This window comes from Leptospira neocaledonica, assembly GCF_002812205.1.
GTDB classification, from domain to species: Bacteria; Spirochaetota; Leptospiria; order Leptospirales; family Leptospiraceae; genus Leptospira_B; species Leptospira_B neocaledonica.
In genome coordinates this window covers 289958-309887 of record NZ_NPEA01000002.1, presented here as the reverse complement: position 1 = coordinate 309887, position 19930 = coordinate 289958, and the positions used below count along the sequence as shown (strand labels likewise).

Annotated in this window: 19 protein-coding genes; 12 read left to right on the top strand and 7 right to left on the bottom strand. The window is 40.2% G+C overall.

The genetic code is table 11. The features are described 5' to 3' along the window. Complete coding sequence (locus CH365_RS03870; RefSeq protein ID WP_425268533.1) at nt 1-1332, top strand: LA_0442/LA_0875 N-terminal domain-containing protein; 1332 nt, start codon at nt 1-3, stop codon at nt 1330-1332. Here CH365_RS03870 and CH365_RS03865 read toward each other — a convergent pair. Both CH365_RS03865 and CH365_RS03860 read right to left on the bottom strand, forming a co-directional pair. Then, nucleotides 1326-2087, bottom strand: coding sequence for a HesA/MoeB/ThiF family protein (locus CH365_RS03865; protein ID WP_100767286.1), 762 nt, complete (start codon nt 2085-2087; stop codon nt 1326-1328). The two genes, CH365_RS03870 and CH365_RS03865, sit on opposite strands and share 7 nt — an antisense overlap. Nucleotides 2088-2098: 11 nt before the next feature. Then, nucleotides 2099-2572: a HEAT repeat domain-containing protein gene (locus CH365_RS03860; protein ID WP_100767469.1), complete on the bottom strand. Its 474-nt coding sequence runs from the start codon at nt 2570-2572 to the stop codon at nt 2099-2101. Between the two features lie 103 nt (nt 2573-2675). Between CH365_RS03860 and CH365_RS03855 the strand changes: the two genes are divergently transcribed. Next, complete coding sequence (locus CH365_RS03855) at nt 2676-3836, top strand: LptF/LptG family permease (RefSeq protein ID WP_100767285.1); 1161 nt, start codon at nt 2676-2678, stop codon at nt 3834-3836. 76 nt (nt 3837-3912) lie between these two features. Here the strand turns inward: CH365_RS03855 and CH365_RS03850 are convergent, their stop codons facing one another. Further along, nucleotides 3913-4437 carry a hypothetical protein gene (locus CH365_RS03850; protein WP_100767284.1) on the bottom strand — a complete coding sequence of 175 codons (525 nt, stop codon included), beginning with the start codon at nt 4435-4437 and terminating at the stop codon, nt 3913-3915. A gap of 367 nt (nt 4438-4804) precedes the next feature. On the opposite strand from CH365_RS03850, the gene CH365_RS03845 reads away from it, so the two are divergent. Beyond that, the gene (locus tag CH365_RS03845; protein ID WP_100722034.1) at nt 4805-5332 is read left to right on the top strand and encodes an LIC10415 family protein; all 528 of its coding nucleotides are present in this window, start codon (nt 4805-4807) and stop codon (nt 5330-5332) included. A gap of 33 nt (nt 5333-5365) precedes the next feature. Further along, a complete protein-coding gene (locus tag CH365_RS03840) occupies nt 5366-6451 on the top strand; it encodes an SH3 domain-containing protein (protein ID WP_100767283.1) in 1086 nt (361 codons plus the stop codon). Between the two features lie 49 nt (nt 6452-6500). Here the strand turns inward: CH365_RS03840 and CH365_RS03835 are convergent, their stop codons facing one another. The 4 genes from CH365_RS03835 to CH365_RS03820 all read right to left on the bottom strand — a co-directional run bounded on the left by CH365_RS03835 (nt 6501) and on the right by CH365_RS03820 (nt 11268). Further along, a complete protein-coding gene (locus CH365_RS03835; protein ID WP_100767282.1) occupies nt 6501-7604 on the bottom strand; it encodes an alkene reductase in 1104 nt (367 codons plus the stop codon). Between the two features lie 134 nt (nt 7605-7738). Then, nucleotides 7739-8845, bottom strand: a complete 1107-nt coding sequence (locus tag CH365_RS03830) for a CapA family protein (protein WP_100767281.1) — start codon at nt 8843-8845, stop codon at nt 7739-7741. Further along, nucleotides 8842-9927, bottom strand: a complete 1086-nt coding sequence (locus CH365_RS03825) for an LIC_10091 family lipoprotein (RefSeq protein WP_100767280.1) — start codon at nt 9925-9927, stop codon at nt 8842-8844. Before CH365_RS03825 ends, CH365_RS03830 begins: the two co-directional genes overlap by 4 nt. Nucleotides 9928-10086: 159 nt before the next feature. Continuing rightward, nucleotides 10087-11268 carry an acyl-CoA dehydrogenase family protein gene (locus CH365_RS03820; RefSeq protein WP_100767279.1) on the bottom strand — a complete coding sequence of 394 codons (1182 nt, stop codon included), beginning with the start codon at nt 11266-11268 and terminating at the stop codon, nt 10087-10089. A 271-nt stretch (nt 11269-11539) separates the two neighbouring features. Between CH365_RS03820 and CH365_RS03815 the strand changes: the two genes are divergently transcribed. From CH365_RS03815 to rsmA, 8 genes are all read left to right on the top strand, one after another. Then, nucleotides 11540-11836, top strand: coding sequence for an LIC10362 family protein (locus tag CH365_RS03815; protein ID WP_100767278.1), 297 nt, complete (start codon nt 11540-11542; stop codon nt 11834-11836). A gap of 98 nt (nt 11837-11934) precedes the next feature. Further along, nucleotides 11935-12696 (top strand): electron transfer flavoprotein subunit beta/FixA family protein, encoded by a 762-nt coding sequence (locus CH365_RS03810; RefSeq protein WP_100767277.1) that lies wholly within the window; start codon nt 11935-11937, stop codon nt 12694-12696. An 11-nt stretch (nt 12697-12707) separates the two neighbouring features. Then, nucleotides 12708-13667, top strand: coding sequence for an electron transfer flavoprotein subunit alpha/FixB family protein (locus tag CH365_RS03805; RefSeq protein ID WP_100767276.1), 960 nt, complete (start codon nt 12708-12710; stop codon nt 13665-13667). Between the two features lie 32 nt (nt 13668-13699). After that, complete coding sequence (locus tag CH365_RS03800) at nt 13700-14290, top strand: LolA family protein (RefSeq protein WP_100767275.1); 591 nt, start codon at nt 13700-13702, stop codon at nt 14288-14290. 2 nt (nt 14291-14292) lie between these two features. Continuing rightward, complete coding sequence (locus CH365_RS03795; RefSeq protein WP_100767274.1) at nt 14293-16125, top strand: hypothetical protein; 1833 nt, start codon at nt 14293-14295, stop codon at nt 16123-16125. Then, complete coding sequence (gene trpS, locus CH365_RS03790; RefSeq protein ID WP_100767273.1) at nt 16122-17102, top strand: tryptophan--tRNA ligase; 981 nt, start codon at nt 16122-16124, stop codon at nt 17100-17102. Before CH365_RS03795 ends, trpS begins: the two co-directional genes overlap by 4 nt. Before the next feature lie 65 nt (nt 17103-17167). Continuing rightward, nucleotides 17168-19057, top strand: coding sequence for a ComEC/Rec2 family competence protein (locus tag CH365_RS03785; protein ID WP_100767272.1), 1890 nt, complete (start codon nt 17168-17170; stop codon nt 19055-19057). Beyond that, the gene (rsmA, locus tag CH365_RS03780) at nt 19029-19904 is read left to right on the top strand and encodes a 16S rRNA (adenine(1518)-N(6)/adenine(1519)-N(6))-dimethyltransferase RsmA (RefSeq protein ID WP_165782569.1); all 876 of its coding nucleotides are present in this window, start codon (nt 19029-19031) and stop codon (nt 19902-19904) included. Before CH365_RS03785 ends, rsmA begins: the two co-directional genes overlap by 29 nt. The last annotated feature ends 26 nt before the right edge of the window (nt 19905-19930 follow it).

Sequence of the window (19930 nt, the reverse complement as noted above, 5' to 3'; positions counted from 1 at the left end):
ATGTTTTATCTGAAACGAATTTTCGTTTTGACCTTACTTGTACTCATTCCAATAAATATTTTCGCCGAAATCCAATATGTTTACATGAAAGATGGGCGAATCTTGAAAGGAGAAGTACTCCATCAAAGTGCATTCAAAATAAGATTCAGAAGTGCTGACGGAAAGGAAGAAGAAATACTAAAATCCGCGATCCGCAGAATTACGTTCAAAAATCCTGAAACAAAGGAACCTCCCAAACAGGAAAAGATCGAAAAGCCCGATCCAGTGCTCGAGGCAAAATTAAAAGTAGAAGAAGAGGAAAATCTCAAAAAAGTAAAAGAAGCCAAAGTTACTGAACAAAAAACTAAATCTATTCTTTCAGATCGCCATAGTTTCGAAATTTTAGGAGGTATAGGAAGAAGCAGCTACGAAAGCCAGGTCGCAAATTTTCATAGAAATGTGGAACAATATGGTTCGATTTTAGGTGGCAATGGTGGATTTTTTTATAATTCTCCGGATCGAAAAGATTCAGATGCAAAAACTATAAACCTAAGATATACTTGGAAACGTGTTATCGCGGAACTCGGCGGATCTCACCTAAACTCTTTAGAATCGGTGAATAATTTCGGTACTATTGTATACCCGGATCTTTCTGGATCAACAACAGTTACCCAAGCAGCATTTACACCGGGCGTTCCCTATCATACAATCAGCTATAAACAAATAAATGCTCAAATTTCCTACACAGCATATTCTAAATCCGGATTAGAAATCAGGCCTATATTAGGTTATTATAAAGTATGGCAAAAAGGAAAAGATGATTCTACTTACGAACTTTCTCCAAAAAATCCTGCAAATACTGATGCGGTGGATTGGACTATAAAGTATGGAACTAGTTTTAGTGATTATTTGAGCGGACCTTCCGTTGGGGCGGCCTTAGAATATAAATGGAAGGAAAAATGGGAGACCAGATGGGAATTCCAAAAACAATTCTTACATGGAAATTCAATCTATACACGAGACCAGATCGCTTACCTTGTAGGAAGTTTTTTCGAAGAAAGAGCAGCGTTGAATAACCAATGGAAAGTAAACTCCCAATCTATTTCAGGAAAGTTGATATACCATTGGAAAGATTCAGTCTTCTTTTGGACAGGTTTCCAATATTCTAAACTTACTTATAAGATGGAACATTTTGGAGGAGATTTAGATTTAGGCGGCAGCCCTTTAGGAGCTTATGTAACTACGGAATTAATCCAATCTTTAACCCAAGGGCTTGCAGGAAATTCCGTTGCAAAGGCGATTTATATCGGAGCTGGATATTCTTTAGACTTATCTAAAAAAGAAACTCAGTGAAGTGCGCCGCAAACAATACAATCCTTACGTCTGACAGCAGAGATAGTCCTAAACTCCATAGACCTGGAATCTACTTGTAAAATTCTACCGAATAAACCTGAATCTCTTTCGGAATCATTTAATAAAAATTGGATACTTTCCGTGACCTGAATGGTACCGATCATTCCCGCCATACTACCTATGACTCCCGCATCTGCGCAAGAAGGTACATGTTCCGGGGGTGGAGGATTTTCATAAACACATCTAAAGCATGCATCCATTCCGGGACGAACTCCCATCACCATTCCTTCAAAACGAAGTACACCTGCGGTGATAAAAGGGATTCTCTCTTCTACACATATATCATTAGTCAAAAACTTGGTGTCGAAATTATCGGAACCTTCTAAAACCAGATCGGATCCTTTGAGTAATTCTTTTGCATTCTCTGTAGTAAGCCTGGCCTGTATACCTTCTACCCTTATATAAGGATTTAAAGATCTAAGGTTTTCGGAAGAAGCTTCCGACTTGAATCTTCCTATATCAGAATGTTTGAATATGATTTGTCTTTGTAGGTTGGTAGTATCTAGGATATCGGAGTCTATGATCCGAATACTTCCCACTCCGGCAGCCCCTAAATATAACAAAGCCGGAGATCCAAGACCCCCGGCTCCAATTACCGTAACTACGGAATTTTTGAGTTTTTCCTGACCTGCACGCTTAACTTCGTTTAGAAGAATATTCCTAGAATAGCGGCTCAGTTCTTCCGGACTCAACATCCGAAAGAAAATTAACCCTTCAGTTTTTTAGTAAGAACGTTCAAGAAATCGGAAACAAACTCGTCGGATCTACGGTTTTTATCCGCAAATTCAAGAGCTTCTTTCGCAGCGTCTTCCGCCTTCTCATTTTTGATCACGATGTTCAGGATAGAAACAAGAGCAGTATAAACGATATCCCCGTTATCAGAGCTGATCACTTTGTTTTTCAAAGCGATAGTGGAATCACCCGCTTCTCCGATTTGACCCAAAGCTATTCCTGCAGGAACTGCAATTTTAGGATCATTGGAACGGTTCAGAAGATTGATCAATTCCGGGACTGCGGACTTTTCTTTTTTATCTCCCAAATAAAGGGAAGCTTCGATTTTTTCCTGATCGGATCCGCTGGAGAGTGCCTTAATATGATCTTCCGTACTTTTTTCGGCAGAAACCGAAACTGTAAAAATAAGAGTGGCGAGTATTGCGAGCGAAATGGCGCTTTTTTTCATGATCTCCTCCTGGTAACCGAGGAATCTTCTCTCGGGAGCCAAGATCGTCAACCCAAATAAATGGTTCGTAGGAATCGCTCGGCCTTTTGAAAATGGACTCGGAATGCAATTCAGTCTTCCCGAAATCCGTCCCAAAGAATGGATCCGCAGAATAAAGGAGGAATTTTTCCCTCCTAAAATCTTGGATAAGTATGTATTCTTCGAGTTTGTAAAAATATTTATCGGGGCCCTTGTCACTTTGGGATTTTTGGCCCTTATGTCTTCGTATAGCGATATCAAGGGGGACATGGCTTCCTCCAAAGGAGGAAAGATACACGGCTGGCTTTTTATCCTATTCCGGCTTCCTCAGATGCTCATCCAATACATCATGAACATCGCCATACTCTTCTCCGTTTCTTTCACCGTAGGACAATTCTCGGCAAACAAAGAATTGGTGGCGATGATGGCTGCTGGGATCTCTTTCAGAAGAATAGTGACTCCGATAGTGGCATTCAGTTGTGTACTTTGGTTTGCAGCCTTCTTCTTAAAACAAACGGTTGTGGCTCCCTTAAACGCAAGAGCCAACGAAGAACATAAAATGTTGAAAGAAGGTGACCAAAACACCTTAGTCGGAGTGGTCTACCAAAAACATTTCAAAGGCCAAGAAGGTTTTTATTATATTTATTATTACGATACTAAAGAAGAAGAGATCAAAGGTGGATTCAATTATATCTGCCTAACCCGGGAACAAACTCCTGATTATCTTTTGGTGGCCCAAAAAGCAAAGTTCGATTACCAAAAAGGAGTTTGGATCTTAAAAGGTGTAGAAGAAACCAAGTTTGACGACGATTTGCAAGTAGTCTCCGTACAAAAATTTGCGGAGAAGGAATACACTCTTCCTGAAAAACCCGAATATTTTAAAAAATTAAAAGGTTCTGTAGAAGAGATGAACTTCTTCGAACTTTCCGAAGAAAAAGAGAACCGGATCCGAAAAGGATTGTCTTACGGAGATGTGGATATAGCAAAACATACATTGTTTGCGGAACCTTTACTCATCGTAGTATTAACCCTGGTTGGGTGCGCCAGTGGATTTTTTACCAAAAGAATGGCGATCGTTTCTTCTTTGGGAGTAAGTATCGGTGTGGCCCTTCTGTATATGATCATGGACCCTTCTTTCAAATCATTGGGAGAAAACGAGGTTATCCCTATATGGGTCGCAAGTTGGATCACTCCAATGCTCTTTTTGTCCGGACTGTACGTAGTTTATAAAAGTCTAAAAGCCTAACCTCAAATAGAAAAGCCCCCGAACTCGGAGGCTTTTTGAATAATCTTACAAAAAAGAGAATTCTGTTTTTTTAATATTATTTTCCACCTTTAGGTGTAACGGTCGCTTTAGGAACAATCACTCTTATATTATTCTTTTGAATCTTATATCCTCCGGAAACAGTAACGATCCCTTTGAACAGATCGGAAGTATCCGTAATTTTTGCCATAAACCAACTTCCGGTTCTAGCTTCTTCCTTGGATTCAGGAGCTCTATATCCATCTTCTGTTCCCATATCGAACATGATTACTTTTACTCCCAGTTTTAAGTCCTTGTCCGTAGCAAGTCGGGTCATATAAAAGTTTTTGGTCCAATACTTCTTACCGTCAGTCACTTGCAAAAATTCTCCTTCCCCTTTTGTTTTGGTAGGAGAGGCAGGAGTCATTTCCTTAGCGATATATACGTTAATATAAGTCTGGTCGTTATATTCTTCTCTCGAAACAAAATAGTCGTCCGGTTGGATATAATGTTCATCTTCTTCTGCAAACACCCCAGTCGAAAATAAACTTAAATACAAGGCAAAGATGGATACCGCCTTGAAGATATCGGTTCTTTTTTTCATCGTTCAACTCCATGTGAAACCTATTCAATTTTTATCCCGAAAAACCTTCTTCGAGACAAATTGTGAATAATTTATTTCATATTGGGAATGTCAACGTTTCCAAAACAGTTAGAATAGAAGGGAAGAAGGCAAACAGGCCGTTTTAATAAGAAAGAGCCCAACTTACCTATTCGGATTTTTTTATGAAAAAACTGAATATTTTGAAAAAAAATTCATTGGTTCTCTAAAGTTTGTCCGATACTTAGTACAGATATGCCTAGGGAGTAACCGCTTACATGCGACATAAACTCTCTGGAAAATGAAGAATCGGGTTTATCTACCGATTTTCCAGAGATCGCAGGATTACACCGAAAGGAGGGTAAAGAACATGGACGTTCAACTTACGAATCTAGTCTCATCAGCAGAGAAACTTCTCCGCGACAAGAGATCTTCCGTTCCAGGAAGAACGGGAGTGCCCTCGGAAGCCCAGAACGCAGCCGACAAAACCGAGTTTTCTAGCAGCTTGACTTCTAGATACTTGAAAGTTCAAGAAACCTTGGGGAATCTCCAAGAACAACTTTCTAAAGAACAAATGAAACTCGGAGTATTGAGCGAAGCTAAGAGTACACCTAAAGAGGAACTGATCAATGTTCTTTTTGGAGAAACTCCTTTGTTCAGAGAATTGGTAGAAAATCCAAATCAGGATCTAAACCAATTGAGAGAACAGGTCCAAGTAAAGAAGGACCAACTAATGGATTCTATCCGCAAATACGAAGTGGAATCCGAGAACGTGCTCTCCGTCGGAATGCTTAAGAACCCTGAAAATTTCCGGAAATCGATCGAAAACCTTTCCGGCAAAGATATTCAGATGAAGCAGCTGTCCGAGAAAACTATAGAAAGATTGATCCAAGATTAAAAAGCTTGCGGACCCGGATCTTAAAACGATTCTGTGGCTGCAATGGCGTTTAAATTTCGGATCTTACTACTCTTACTACTGCCTCCATTGTATCTTTCTTTGGTCGCTCAGACCTCAGATCCGTATCACTATATATTGATCACCTCAGGTGTGTTAAACGTCAGAGAAACTCCTGAAAACGGAAAGATTGTCTTCACATTAAACAGGGGAAATAAGGTTAAGATCCTTCCCGACGAAACAAAAGGTCCGATTGATTGGGCTAAGATCAAATCAGAAGATGGTAGAACAGGTTTTGTTTCCAGAAAATATTTAGGACTCACACCACCGGACACTTTGGACGAATACAAATTGATTGGATTCGTTTGGTCTGGATACGATCCAAAGGATCTTCCTGTCTTCGTTCCTTTAGCATTCTTCGGTCCAAAAGGTTGGCAAGAAGCAAAAGACGAATACGAATTCGATTATAAATTCAGAAGTGGAGTAAATACTTCTCTTCCTTCTTTTTCATTATTAGAAGGGGACAAAGGTCCCTCTTTTTCTGCGTCCTCACCCACTACGTATGGCTGCCAAGAATTCCCCGCGTTAAAAGTAAAACCCGCAGGAGATATTAAGGCCAAAAAAGATTGGTTGGTATACTCTCCGGATCTAGGACTACAATCTATTCCACTACAAGAATTATCAAAGACAGATACAGATTATACTCTTTTCAAAAACTTGGCGGAGACAACTTGGAAGGCTAGAGGCTATCCCGAAACAGAATGGCTTCATTCCACATTAGAAGAAGTATATTCCTTCAAAAATAATAAAAAGGAAACCTTTCTTTCGGGTAGGATTGCTTACCACAAAAAGGGTGCAGAAAGAAGATATCTTTACCTACTCGGACGGAAATTCGGAACAGACAGAGTTTTGGTCTCTTACGAAAAATCCGAAAAACTTACGGAAGAATTAGGATTTTACGGCGGTTCATATCATTTGATCGGAGTCATTTATAGAGAAGAAGATCCGGTCCCTATATTATTATTTACTGATATAGGATATGACTCTTCTATTAAATCTTTATATGAATTAAAGAACGGTACCCTGCAGTTATTATTGAGAGGCGCAGGCGACGCTTGTTGATGTTCCGCAGTTCCCGCCGCTAATACAAACGGCGGGAGTCCGATTTTTCTTAAACCTTAGAAAGCGCAGCCACAGGATAATCAGTATATCCTTTTTCTCCCGGAGTATAGAAGAGAGAAGCATCCGCCTCCGCAAGAGGGATCCCTTTCTCTAATCTTTCCACTAAATCCGGATTCGAAATAAAGTTACGACCGAATGCGATTAGATCTGCATTTTTTTCTTTTAAATCCGAATCGGCACGTTCCGGATCATAACCGCCCGAAAGTATATATGCTCCATTTGGATTTTGAGATTTATATAATTCTCGGATTTCTGCAACTGTGGAATCCTTAGGCGCGGGAGCTCCCATAGAAGAATGGTTTACTATATGGATATAAACAAGCCCCAATTTTCCTAAAGATATTGCGAGGTCCTTGTATTGTTCTTCTATTTCATCATGAATTTCTAAATCATTGAATACACCATAAGGAGAAAGTCTGATTCCGACTTTGTCCGCGCCGATCGCTTCTACCACTGCAGTAGCAACTTCCACAGCGAATCTATTTCTTTTTTTCCAATCTCCGCCATATTCATCATTTCGATGATTTGCGCTTGGATGTAAAAATTGTTCGATCAAATATCCGTTAGCGCCGTGAAGTTCAATTCCATCAAAGCCTGCCTTAATAGCGTTTTCTGCAGCCTTCGCGTATTCGAGGATAGCAGCTTGGATATCTTTTAAATTCATTTCTCTTGGAGAAGAATAAGGTTGGCTTCCTTCAGCATCCGTCCAAGTAGTTCCTTTTAATCCGATAGCAGAAGGTCCTACCAACTCTGCTCCCTTAGGAAGGTTGAGATGATTCCCTACTCTTCCGGAATGCATAAGCTGCACGAATATTCTTCCTTGCTTTGCATGAACCGCATCCGTTACCTTCTTCCAACCCTGGACTTGCTCTTCCGAAAAAATCCCTGGGATCCTTGCGTATCCTAAACCATTGGGAGAAGGAGAAACACCTTCCGTAATTTGTAGACCGGCACTCGCTCTTTGGGCATAGTATTCCGCCATCAAATCATTCGGAATATTTCCGATTGCTCTGGATCTAGTCATAGGAGCCATAACGGCTCTGTTTTTTAGCTTATTCTTTCCTAATGTATATTCGGTAAATAATAGGTTCATTTCTTTCCTCGGATCTTAGACGGGGGAATACTTTATGAGTGAACCTTTTTTATATAAAGTGATAATGAAAAGATATGAAGAATGTGCAGGATTTTCCGCCGACCTAGGTTCAGGCAACGGAGAAGGAAAGTCTATTAAGGACCTAGTAGATCTACAGTATCTTTGTAGAATTGTTTCATTCTTTGGTAAGCAGTATCGGTAAGCTTTCTTTCTTGGTCGTTGTTCAGATATTTTTTAACAGGCAATAATCTAAATTGGGCCTTGGATCCTGTTCTATCTATATAAACCCAAACAGGCTCGTAACCTATATCAAAAATATTTAATTTATCATTTTCTTTAGACAAAGAGAATTTTAGAACAATCCCTCCATCTACGTAACGTCTATCCTGACCCGATATAAAGTTACCCAAAGAATAAATATAAAATCTTTCTTTTGAGATTCCGAATTTATCCTTTATCGTCTTTTTACCGAACTTTTGAAGAGTGTGAGGATGTCCTCCCAAGACGATATCCGCTCCGGAAGAAAAAGCATGATCCACCATTTCCACTTGAGAAGGATCCGGATGATGTAAATATTCCGTTCCGTAATGGTACATTACGATAATTGCATCCGGGTTGGATTTTTTCGCCAAAGCGATATCGGAAGCGATTTGTTCCTTATCTATCAGATTAACTACGGTGCCTGCAGGAATTTCCAAACCGTTGGTTCCATATGTATACTCTAAAAATGCAAGATTCAAACTTCCTACAGGTACAAACAATATTCTATTTTTCTCATATTCTTCTTTGTCCTTGTAAGTCCCTAAGTGTTTCAGACCCAATTGATCCAAAACAGAAAGAGTTCGCACAACTCCCAATTTTCCCTTATCACAGGAATGATTATTTGCAGTCGAAAGTACATCGAATCCGAGATCTTTAATCGCTTTTGCAAGGGAGTCCGGTGCGCCGAACTGAGGATATCCAGTATATTGTTTCGGATCTCCCGGGAGAGTGGTTTCTAAATTCCCAACGGCAAGATCTGCTTCCGAGATCATGGAAGATACTTCTTGGAATACCTCGTCAAATTTCCAGCAGTCACATTCTTTATCATAAGCTGTATCTATCTGAGTTTGATGAGACATGATGTCTCCCACGGCTACAATTCGAACTGCATCAGCGGAAGAATTAGTCTTAACGTTCTGAGAAGAACAAGGGACTACAAAAAATGCAATCCCCAAACAAAAGATACAGCTTCGGATCATTGTTTAGGTTCCGGAGGTAAAGCTTCTATCAAAGAGAATCCCTTTTCGATCGGTTTACGATTGCGAAGAAGGATGGTTGTATATAGAACATTTTGTTTGTTCAGCCAAGCTTTCAAGTTATCCAAAGATTGGACATTATAGTGAAAAGGAAACTCTCTTGGGAACATTTCCCCATCCGGGAATCCGTATACCTTAGCACCTTTTGTAACGGTGCGGATCACTATACTTTTGGAATCCCCATACAAATTCAGGAAATTCTTTCTCATCCCTTCCGGATATCTGAAATATTCTTCTGCATTAGAAGTATATAAAATACGGATCGGAATCTCCAATTCTTTGGCTTTTTCGGAAATAGAGTTTATGGTCTTATCGCCTAATAAATTCCCATCGATCGCGATTATTTTCCCATCTAAGACAAGATTTCTCAAGAACTCATAGTCCTTTGTGTCATTATGAAAAGAGGTAAATTGAGGATATACTTTAGAGATCTTATGTAAATCCCCTAAACGCTGAGGAACTGCTCCTTTTCTGAGGGCAATCTGATAGGACTTTAGAATTACTTGATATTCCGGATCATTAGAAAATCTCTTTTCGATAATAGAAAGAACATCACTTTTATTCTTAGGATCCCAAAGTTTTTCGTATTCCGGATAAGTAGGAGAAATTTCTATAAAATAAAGATGGAGTCGATTGATGGAAACCGTTACAGGATCAAAATCGAAAAGATATGCGAATTCACTTCTTGCCCAAGCGATCAAAGTTAAATTCTGATCTGTCCCTACTCCCATATAACCGCCGCCTAAACCTACTACTCTAGATTTAAACAGGTCCAATCTTCTTTCATTGGAAGAAGGGTAATGTTCCGCATGAAGATGACGATCTGCCGGAGGTGTATCGATTGCCGAAAGTTGTAAACCTTCTCTAGTTAAAGAAGCTTTTCTTCCAAATACCGAATGATCTCCCTGGCCTTGGCCGGCAGAACAATCTAAAAGATAGAAAACCGAACAAATAAATAAAACTGCTAAGAATAAATTCTGTTTCTTTTTGTATAAAACGACCACATTAGGTCCTTTTTCTCTCATGAAGTTCCTGCATCCCTGGGCTTCAAGCCCCTTGCAGACAGAACTTATTAAAGGGCTCTTATACGGGAAGAACTTTACGGAAGCAGTCTCTCAAAGAGATCGGCGAGAAAACCTCGCCGAAAGGGGCTCTGAAGCATAAAGAGCAATGGTTTCCTAAATTTAGGAGCTTGCGTATAACTTCTTCAAATCAGCAGCTATATTCTTTTGCATTGCTTCGTTTGTTCCGCCACCGATGGAAAGTAAGATCGCATCTCTGTGTAATCTTTCCACAGGGTATTCTCTGCAATAACCGTAACCGCCTAATACCTGAATTGCATTTCTAGAAACTCTTTCGGCCATTTGTGTAGAAACTAATTTCGCAGAAGCAGCTCCCAGAGAGTTACGATTTTCAGGATGAATCTTAGAAGCCACGTCATATACCAATGCTCTTGCTGCCTGGTAATCCGCATAAGATTCCGCAATCAATCTTTGGATTTGTCCGAACTCAATGAGTTTTTTATCGAAGGCTTCTCTATGTAGAATAGAATATTCGCACATCACGTCGACGCAACGTTTTGCAATCCCTAAAGATTGAGCGGCAAGAGTTACTCTTTCAATCTCCAGGTTTCTCATCATATGGGTTAAGGCCCCATCTTCTGCACCTATTAAATTTTCCGCAGGCACCTCTAAGTTCTCAAAGATGAGCTGGGTAGTAGGAGAGGATCTCATTCCCATCTTCTCCTCTTTTTTGCCGAAACTGAATCCAGGAGAAGAGCTTTCTACGATAAACGAAGTGGTTCTACGAGAGTCCTTGCTAGTCTTTGCATATACCAAGAAGACCTGGCCCACAATCCCATTTGTGATAAACTGTTTTCTACCATTTAACACAAATTTATCGCCCCTACGGGTCGCGACAGTTTCCATTCCAAGAACGTCCGTGCCTGCTCCAGGTTCGGTCATTCCCATTCCGCCGATCCATTCTCCCGAGAGAACCTTAGGCATATATTTTGCTCTTTGAGAAGGATTCCCACTATGATAGAAATTATTTACGAAAAGTACTTCATGAGCTAAATATGATAGAGTAAATCCAGGATCATAAGCGGAGAATTCCTCATGTATGATCACACTTGCTACAGGATCCAATCCCATTCCTCCATCTTCTTGCGGAACAGTGACCCCGAATATTCCCAATTCAGCTCCCAATCTACGAAACAGATCCTTATTAAAGGATTCTTCGTCATCATGATCCTTAGCCTGTAAATCTAGATTTTCTTTTGCGAAAGCTTGTACATTCTCTCGCAAAGAAAGATGATCATCAGTCGGATTATATAGATCTATTTTTTTTTCTTGGATTCCCTTCATTCTAATGCCCTATTCAGTTTCAACTTAAGTATTTTGGACCCACCGCAAATTGCAACCGAGTTACGGATCTCATTCTACCATGAAGACCTAAATCTTGATCTACAAATACAAGCTTTACAAATCGAGGATACGATATTATTTCGTAAGATCGATCTTACATTCAGCCCAATTCCCGGCTGGAATATTTCTAGAAATTTATTTACTAGAAAGGACAGACAAGCAGTTCTAAAATCACTGCAATTATCTATAATCCCCTGAACGGAGAATAATTATGCTGTATTCTGTCGTATTAACTTTGATTTGCCTTCTCGCTTTGGTTCTCGGGATCCGCAATCTAGGAAAATTTCCCAAAAGTTTAGAAGAGATCCGCCTAGAAATCGAGACTTCATTCGCTACCCCTTTTAGCGGAAAGTCTTGGATATGGTTCTTATTTCTGATCAGCTTTTTCCTTTTACCGTTTTTCTGGGGATTAACCTTCTTCCTTCAGTCGGATGCAAATGTATTGGTTATCGTTTTAGGATTATTTTGGATCTATTTTTGGAGCAGAACACTCATTCTGTTTCGATAAGCGCGATTTCCCGAAATACGTGCAAAAAAGTAGTTTGCATTCAAGCTTTTCAGAAATTTCGTGTTTTATAGCCCTATTTATTTGGAGAACGAAAGTTCATGAAGATCATCGTTTTAGTGAAACAGGTGCCTGACACCGAAACGAATATCAAAGTCGGGGACAAGTCCATCAATGAAGCCGGAATTAAATGGATTATCTCTCCGTACGACGAATTCGCAATTGAAGAGGGACTCAGATTACGTGAGAAAAACGGTGGAGAGGTTATTGCAGTCTCTCTAGGACCGGATCGCGTTCAAGAGTCTTTACGCCAAGCATACGCAATGGGAGCGGACCGTGCCGTTCAAATCAAAGTGGACAATTACGTTCCATTCGACACCGTTTTAACCGCAGAACTGATCGCAAATTTCGCGAAAGCTGAAAATGCAGACATCATCATCGGCGGACGCCAATCTATCGATAGCGATAGTTCCCAAGTAGTGATCCAAGTTGCAGAAGGACTAGGAATCGCTCATATTTCTTTCGCAGTTAGTTTAGAGATCAGCGGAACTTCCGTAAAAGCTACTAAAGAGGTAGAAGGTGGAACACAAGTTGTGGAAACCAGCCTACCAGTAGCAATCACTGCTCAAAAAGGATTAAACGAACCTCGTTACCCTAACCTTAAAGGTTTGATGGCTGCTAAGAAGAAGCCAATCGAAACCAAAACGCCTGCTGATTTAGGAAATCCTACAAGCAAGATTGAAGTAGTGAGCCTGGAGCCCCCTCCACCTCGTATTCCTGGTCGCAAGTTAGAAGCGGCTGATGCGAAAGGTTACGCTGAACAATTAGTAAAAGCTCTTCGCGAAGAAGCTAAGGTTATCTAAGGAGAACACCCGTGAGCAACGTTTTAATCGTAGGCGAACTCAAAAACGGAGAACTCAAAAAGATCTCCAAAGAAATCACTTCCGCTGGCCGCAAAATTGCGGACGCACTCGGAGGAAAAGTAACCGCTCTTCTCATCGGATCCGGAGTTGAAAAATTCGCAGGAGACCTGGGAGCAGTCGGAGCAGACAGCATAGTTACTGTAAATGCAGGAGACTTCAACGCGGAAACTTGGGCGAATTTAGTAGCCGGAGTTATTCAGGACAAAAAACCTTCCGTAGTTTTAGTTCCTCACACTTCTCAAGGAAAAGATTATTCTCCAAGAGTAGCTGTAAAAGTAGGAGCAGGGATCGTAGCAGATGCAGTAGGCCTTTCTGTAGATGGCGGAAAAGTAGTAGCTAAGAAGCCAATCTACTCCGGAAAAGCATACGGTAATTTCAAAGTTACCAGCGACATCGCTATCTTCACCGTTCGTCCGAACTCTCAAGAAGTAGTTCAAAAAGCTGGAGCAGGAGCTGCTGAAGCTGCAAGTCCATCCGCAGGAGACGCGAAAGTTAAAATCGTTTCTTCCGATCTAAGCGGCGGGAACAAAGTTCAATTGGCAGAAGCTTCTATCATCGTATCCGGCGGACGTGGAATTAAAGGACCAGAAAACTGGCCGATTCTCCAAGGTTTGGCAGACGTTTTAGGTGCAGCTTTGGGAGCTTCCCGTGCAGCGGTCGACGCTGGCTGGATTGCACATAGCCATCAAGTGGGTCAAACTGGTAAAACTGTTTCCCCGAACTGCTATATCGCATGCGGAATTTCCGGAGCGATCCAGCATTTGGCCGGAATGGGTTCCTCCAAGTATATCGTGGCTATCAATAAGGACGGAGACGCTCCGATCTTCAAAGTAGCTACCTACGGAGTCGTAGGCGATCTTTTCGAAGTCGTGCCGGCTCTGACCGACGAGTTTAAAAAAGTACTTGGATAATTTCGTCTAATGAAGCCATAGTAGGAACGATTATGGCTTCATCCAAGGGTATATTATCCTTTTTGGGTGCCGCAGCTCTACTGGTCTGCGGCACTTCTATTTTATCCGATCCTGGCAAGGAAAGGTTAAGCGGTGTCATCGGAAAGATGGCCGAAATTTCCAGTTTTCGGGCGAGTATTACGATTAATAACGAACTCACCGGAACTCTCTCTTATCAAAAACCAAATCATATCCATGTGAAATTTTCCGATGGGCGGGTAATTGCTTCCAACGGACGTTATCTTTGGTTTTATTCCCCTTCCAGAGGAATTGTAGGAAAACAAGACGTAAAGGGTATGACCGGAGGAATGGCCGGCCTTCTCTCAGGATACGAAGAAGTAACTCCAGTGGGAGGTTCACTTCGTCTAAAATCTGCGACAAGGACTTACGAAGAAATCGTAGTCACCTTAGGTCCAGACAATACTCCTCGTTCCCTTAGAATGAAGAGTAGATCCACCGGAGAATACACCTCCGTAAGTTTTTCCGGAGTCCAAACCGGTATAGGTTTACCTGCGTCTCTCTTCAATTTCGGAGCACCTTCCAACGCGCAAATTGTGGAGAATCCGCTTAACGAGAGGGAATAAGTTTGTCTACTTCTCGCACAGACGCTCATAAGGTCTTCGCAGACCTCTATCGAAAGACACGTTCTCCGGAACACCAACAGAAGATAGACGAAGTCATACAAAAATCAAACGACATATTCATTCGTATCGACTTGATGAAAAAAGTCGACGAAGAGTTCGAGCAGAAGAAAAAAGAAGAATCAGGCAAAAGACCGGAAGAAGAAGACAAATCCTCCAAATCATCTCAATCTTCTTCTGCTTCTTCCAAGACAGCACCTAAACCTGTAAAGAAAACACAAGATGCCGGGCCAGGTTTAGGATTCCTCGCTAACCTTTTTGGTGGAAATGCGAATATTACAAAATTTGCAAAAGACACCGGAACCGTAGAGGTAGGTTTCTTAGGAAGAAATTCCAAGATCGCTCCTTCTGTTGAAAGATTATTCAAAGCTTTAAAAGAAGATCAGATCATTTCTACATTGCAGGCGCTCCGACTTGCTGAAAGCCAAGGCTGGAGACATTGGAGACCTTTGGTTTATAATGTTGTCCTGAATTTTAATAAATTTTTCAATAATTTCATCTCTTTAGATTCACTATTCATAGATGAAATTTCTCCGGAAATCTTTCTAAACAGATCTTTGAAAATGCAGATGTATTACGCTCGCCATCTTTCCAGGAATGATGCCAGAGACATCATCTTAGGTCATGTTCCCGAACTTGTGAAGAAGGACGAAAAATTGTCCGTAAAACTTCCTTCTATCATCTCCGGATTAAATTACGGGTTAAATCTGGAAAACGGAAGACCAAAACTTACGGATGCGATCCGAGCATTCTATGTGGTTTCCAATAAAAAAGTCATCAGTTGGGAAGAAATATTAGATTCTTTGAATGTTCCTCCGATTAACGAGACCAAATTCCAGGGATCTCCGGATATCACCAAAGAAGTAGAAACAACGTTGATCAAACTGTCGGATGATATTCTGACCAGGATGAACAAAAAAGAAGAATTACACGGTCTGAGACAACGTTATTTCAAAATAGACGATAACGGAAAGATCTCATTCGACTTCTTGAACGGTGTTGTAGACGATTATTTTGCCCATCATATGCCGGAAAATATGAACTCAGCTGCATTCAAATCCTCTTACAAAGGAATGCCTCATAAGTTGATCCACATCCTTCTCCGCGATTTTCAATCCTGTTATACTCCTATTCTAGAAGGAACAGTCAAGATCGGGACCAAAAACCATAACCGGGACGTGTTAGTAACCCAACCAGGTTTATTCAAAGCTGAGATAGAAGAGATCAATAATCTTTTGAGGCAATTAGATGCATTCAATAAGAAGTATCCTAGCTTCCAGTATACCTTCTCCAATTTTAACCAAAACACTTCGGGTGGATCCGTAGAAGATCAGATCACGGTAAACTTATTAAGATTACTCGCAGAGGCTTCTGCTTTCATGGGAAAATTTGCCGAGAAGATCAACGTATTAGTAGAAAACCATTTATTGGCAAAAGATTACGAATCCAAAGGACAGTTGAACGAAAGAGTTCTCGCCTCTAAGGAAAAGGTCCTCGAAGAAGTAAAAGTTCTTCACAGATTTATACCATATTACGATTCTACGATGGTTTCCGGAAACCGTTTGAACAGTAAAACCTTGGAATATGTTTTTGTAGATATGGCCCAATTACTTTTTAACTACGCGGTCATATATAAAGACAAGTTTACTGTAAACAAACTAACCGCTCATAGAAAGTTAGATGCAGAACTCAGCGCATTAAAAGCGGAGTATGAACGTCTTTCCGGAAAAACTTTCGACGATCCACAAAACCGATTCTCTCCCTCGGAGGACCAATGAGGATATTGACCGGAGTACAGCCTTCTGGTAAATTACATTTAGGAAATTACTTCTCCGTTATACGCAAGTTAGTCGATTATCAAAACAAGTCTGACCTATTTTGCTTTGTTGCCGATCTACACGCATTAACTACTTTTAGCTCCGCAAAAAACCAAACAGAAAATACGTATGATGCTGTTTGTGATTTTTTGGCCTTAGGAATTAATCCGGACAAATGTGCTTTCTGGATCCAATCAGAAGTTCCGGAAGTTACGGAACTCACTTGGTATTTAAGCATGTCCATCACTGTTCCTAAATTGGAATTGGCTCATTCTTATAAGGACAAGGTCGCTAAGGGAATTGTTCCAAGTGGAGGACTTTTCTTTTATCCTGTATTAATGGCAGCGGACATTCTCGCATTTAATAGCGATAAGGTGCCAGTTGGAAAAGACCAAAAACAACATTTGGAATACGCGCGGGATATTGCGGAGAAGTTCAACTCACAATACGGAGAAACTTTCAAACTTCCGGAACCCGAAATAGACGAAGAGACTGCGATCGTACCTGGAGTGGACGGAGCAAAAATGTCCAAGTCTTACGGTAATACGATTAACTTTTTCGATGATGAGAAGAAGTTGAAAAAATCCGTAATGGGTATCCTCACTGATTCCGCAGGCGTAGACGAATCCAAAGATTATGAGAAAAGTATAATATACGCAATCCATTCTCTTTTCTTAGATGAATCCGGTAAAAAAGATCTTCAATCCAGATTTACGAATCCTGGGACAGGTTACGGAGATCTCAAAAAAGCATTATTAGAAACCGTCCTGGATTATTTCGGACCTTACCGTAAAGAAAGAGAGAAGATCGCAGCAGATCCGGCTTATGTAAGATCCGTTATGAAAAAAGGGTCCGATAAAGCAAGAGCCGCTTCTTCTCTGATCTTAGATAAGGTAAGAGGAAGACTCGGGATCGGAATTTCAAAGGTTTCCTTATAATATTAAAATGTACCGCGGAATGAGAATTCCGCTCACAATTCCGATTCTCCCAAACATGAATTCGTATGGGCGAATACTTGGAACAAAATTACCAGGATTGGATTCCTTCCTCATTATTTTCCTATCTAGTTCTCGGACTTCTATCTTCTTTATTTATAGATATTTTCTTTCCGGATCTGGTCCTAATTTGGGCAGCAGCACATTCAATTAATATAATACTCTTTTCTCTCTTGTTCTTTGGTAAAAAGATCTCCTGCTTTTCCTGGGGCGTAATTTTATTCTTTGTTTTGGCAATTTGTGGTTATACCAAAAGATCCGCGCCTTTTCTAGAAGAATCAATATCTTGGAAAAAAGAATTCTCCCAAAAGATCAACCAAACCTTAGATGAAGCAAAAATAGAAGGTAGAGCCAGAGAAATTTCCTTAGGTTTGGTTTTAGGAGATGCAAAAGGTTTAGACAAAGAATTTAAAAAGAATGCAAGAGAAGGAGGGATTTTACATTTATTCGCTGCCTCCGGCTTGCATTTAGGAATTTTAATCGGATGTATGTTCGCGATCTTAAAACGAATTCCTTTTTTAGGTTATTATATTCCTAGAATACTCCCCGTATTATTCGGACTATTATACTTGGCCTGCTTAGGTTTTCCAATCTCGCTTGCAAGAGCTTGGATATTTTCCGCCTGGATACTTTTACAATCTTTGTTCTTCCGAAAGTCAAAACCTGCGGATCTATTGGTCTCTTCTGCCGGACTAGTTTATCTTTGGGATCCTGTTCGTTCTTTTGGAGTTTCTTTTTTACTCTCTTTCGGAGCGGTTTCAGGCATTTTACTTTTGCTTCCAATTTTCCAAAAATGTTTACCTCCGCTCCCGGAAGATAAAACAATCCTAAATCGATTTATAGGATTTTGGAGAGAAAATCTTTTGGTTTCTTTATCCGCAGGGATCGGAACCTTACCTTCTTTAATTTACTTTTTCGGAAGTTATAGTTTCGGGTCACTCGGATTAAATCTGATCTTAGTCCCAATTTGCGGGATATTACTTCCTTTATTATATTTTTCTTTAGTATTGGAATCGATATATCTTTCTATTCTCGCCGAACCCATCTGGAAAATCGTCTTATTCCTCTTGGAAATTTTAGAAATTACTACCGTTTATTGGGGAAAATCAAATTGGAATTGGGTACATCATTACAGAGGTGAAACAAAGTTTTTCGGATTAGGGATCTGGTTTTTATTCTTATTTTTCTTATTTCTTTGGAAACTACTTCCTGCCGGTAAAATAGAAAATTCCAAATTGGATCTTTCTAATTCTTTAAAGAAAAAAACCGTTAGAGCGGCGCTTTTCAAAAAGATCTGGATCCTCGGATTTACAATCTGCTGTGGTTTCCAATTTTTATTAGCAAATTCTTCCACATGGATCCGACTCCCTGATGTATTTTTTGGAGATCGTTTCACCTTCCTCGTTCAAGAGAAAAGCAGATTAGTCATTGCAGGAAAATGTAAGTATAGTTCCAAAATTCTACATAAGTCCTTGGGAAAAGATCCAGAACGATTCTGTGGAAATTCCGAAACCTTAAGGGAGATCTATATAGAGCATGAATCCTGCTTGGACTGGATCTCCGAATGTTTGAAAAGAAATCAAAATGTATCTCTCAAATATGGAGGGAAAGAAAAACCAAAGATTGCGGGTTTCGAAAATTGGATCTTAATTCCTAAGCTAAGAGAATTTCATTTACCTGATCCAGGCCAAAGGCTGATACGATTCGAGGTAGGGAAAGATTCACTTTTGAAATTGACAAACCAGACAAAAAACGGAGAAGGGATCATACTGATTTTGCCAAGATTTCGGATCAAGGAAGATCCGAGAGAATGGAATCGATTCAGAAAACAGCTTGGAATCGCTCCCGGTTGGAAGTTTATTGGAGGTGATGAGCTCCCCGGAATACCCGTTTTATAAACCCAATGTCATCCGGGAATTCTTATCCGAAAGATCGTCTGCCCCTCTCAAAAAATGGGGACAAAACTTTCTAATAGACCCAAACGCAGTAAAAACTTTATTTTCCAGCGCGGCACCAGAACTTTTAGAAAAATCGGAACTCATCTTGGAAATCGGCCCTGGCCTGGGTGCACTTTCCCATATTCTATACGGGCTCGGAAAAAAACTTAGATTATACGAGATTGACCCAGTATATTATAAATGGTTAAATGAGTTCCTTCCAGGGACAGAGATCATTTTAGGAGACGCAAGAGATACTCTATCCGATAAAGAGAATAGCACCTGTTTTTTATTCGGTAATCTACCTTATTATATCACCTCCGAGCTCATCCTTCTTTCTTTAGAAAAACTTCCGAATTTGCAGGGAGCAGTTTTTTTAGTCCAAAAAGAATTCGCACAAAGGGTCACAAAGGAAATTTCTTCTCTCTCTATCTACGCAGGAGCTTACGGAAAATTCCAAAGTAAAAAAACGATCAAGGCAGGGTGTTTTTATCCTTCTCCTAATGTGGATTCCAGTGTTCTTATATTTGTTTCAAACAAAAGATTCCCAAAGAAAGAATCCTACCAGGTTTTAGAAATTTTATGCAGAACCTTATTTTGGGGGAAAAGAAAAAAAATAGGTTCTTCTATCAAAGAAGCTCCTTTGGATTCTTTTTATCCGAACGGCTTGCCTCTTCCGATCTCCGAAGAGAATTTAAGATCTAGATTGAAAGAATGTATAGAGTCTGCGGGAATTTCTTTAGATAAAAGACCGGAAGAGTTAAATGCAGAAGATTTTTATAAAGTTGTTGATCTTTTTCCGGTCTAAACATGTAAACTCGGAATACTCATTCC

What these genes read in the sequence shown, in the direction of transcription:
- CH365_RS03870 (WP_425268533.1), top strand. Translation starts at nt 1, where the DNA reads ATGTTTTATCTGAAACGAATTTTCGTTTTGACCTTACTTGTACTCATT.
- CH365_RS03865 (WP_100767286.1), bottom strand. Translation starts at nt 2,087, where the DNA reads ATGTTGAGTCCGGAAGAACTGAGCCGCTATTCTAGGAATATTCTTCTA.
- CH365_RS03860 (WP_100767469.1), bottom strand. Translation starts at nt 2,572, where the DNA reads ATGAAAAAAAGCGCCATTTCGCTCGCAATACTCGCCACTCTTATTTTT.
- CH365_RS03855 (WP_100767285.1), top strand. Translation starts at nt 2,676, where the DNA reads ATGCAATTCAGTCTTCCCGAAATCCGTCCCAAAGAATGGATCCGCAGA.
- CH365_RS03850 (WP_100767284.1), bottom strand. Translation starts at nt 4,437, where the DNA reads ATGAAAAAAAGAACCGATATCTTCAAGGCGGTATCCATCTTTGCCTTG.
- CH365_RS03845 (WP_100722034.1), top strand. Translation starts at nt 4,805, where the DNA reads ATGGACGTTCAACTTACGAATCTAGTCTCATCAGCAGAGAAACTTCTC.
- CH365_RS03835 (WP_100767282.1), bottom strand. Translation starts at nt 7,604, where the DNA reads ATGAACCTATTATTTACCGAATATACATTAGGAAAGAATAAGCTAAAA.
- CH365_RS03830 (WP_100767281.1), bottom strand. Translation starts at nt 8,845, where the DNA reads ATGATCCGAAGCTGTATCTTTTGTTTGGGGATTGCATTTTTTGTAGTC.
- CH365_RS03825 (WP_100767280.1), bottom strand. Translation starts at nt 9,927, where the DNA reads ATGAGAGAAAAAGGACCTAATGTGGTCGTTTTATACAAAAAGAAACAG.
- CH365_RS03820 (WP_100767279.1), bottom strand. Translation starts at nt 11,268, where the DNA reads ATGAAGGGAATCCAAGAAAAAAAAATAGATCTATATAATCCGACTGAT.
- CH365_RS03815 (WP_100767278.1), top strand. Translation starts at nt 11,540, where the DNA reads ATGCTGTATTCTGTCGTATTAACTTTGATTTGCCTTCTCGCTTTGGTT.
- CH365_RS03810 (WP_100767277.1), top strand. Translation starts at nt 11,935, where the DNA reads ATGAAGATCATCGTTTTAGTGAAACAGGTGCCTGACACCGAAACGAAT.
- CH365_RS03800 (WP_100767275.1), top strand. Translation starts at nt 13,700, where the DNA reads ATGGCTTCATCCAAGGGTATATTATCCTTTTTGGGTGCCGCAGCTCTA.
- trpS (WP_100767273.1), top strand. Translation starts at nt 16,122, where the DNA reads ATGAGGATATTGACCGGAGTACAGCCTTCTGGTAAATTACATTTAGGA.
- CH365_RS03785 (WP_100767272.1), top strand. Translation starts at nt 17,168, where the DNA reads ATGGGCGAATACTTGGAACAAAATTACCAGGATTGGATTCCTTCCTCA.
- rsmA (WP_165782569.1), top strand. Translation starts at nt 19,029, where the DNA reads ATGAGCTCCCCGGAATACCCGTTTTATAAACCCAATGTCATCCGGGAA.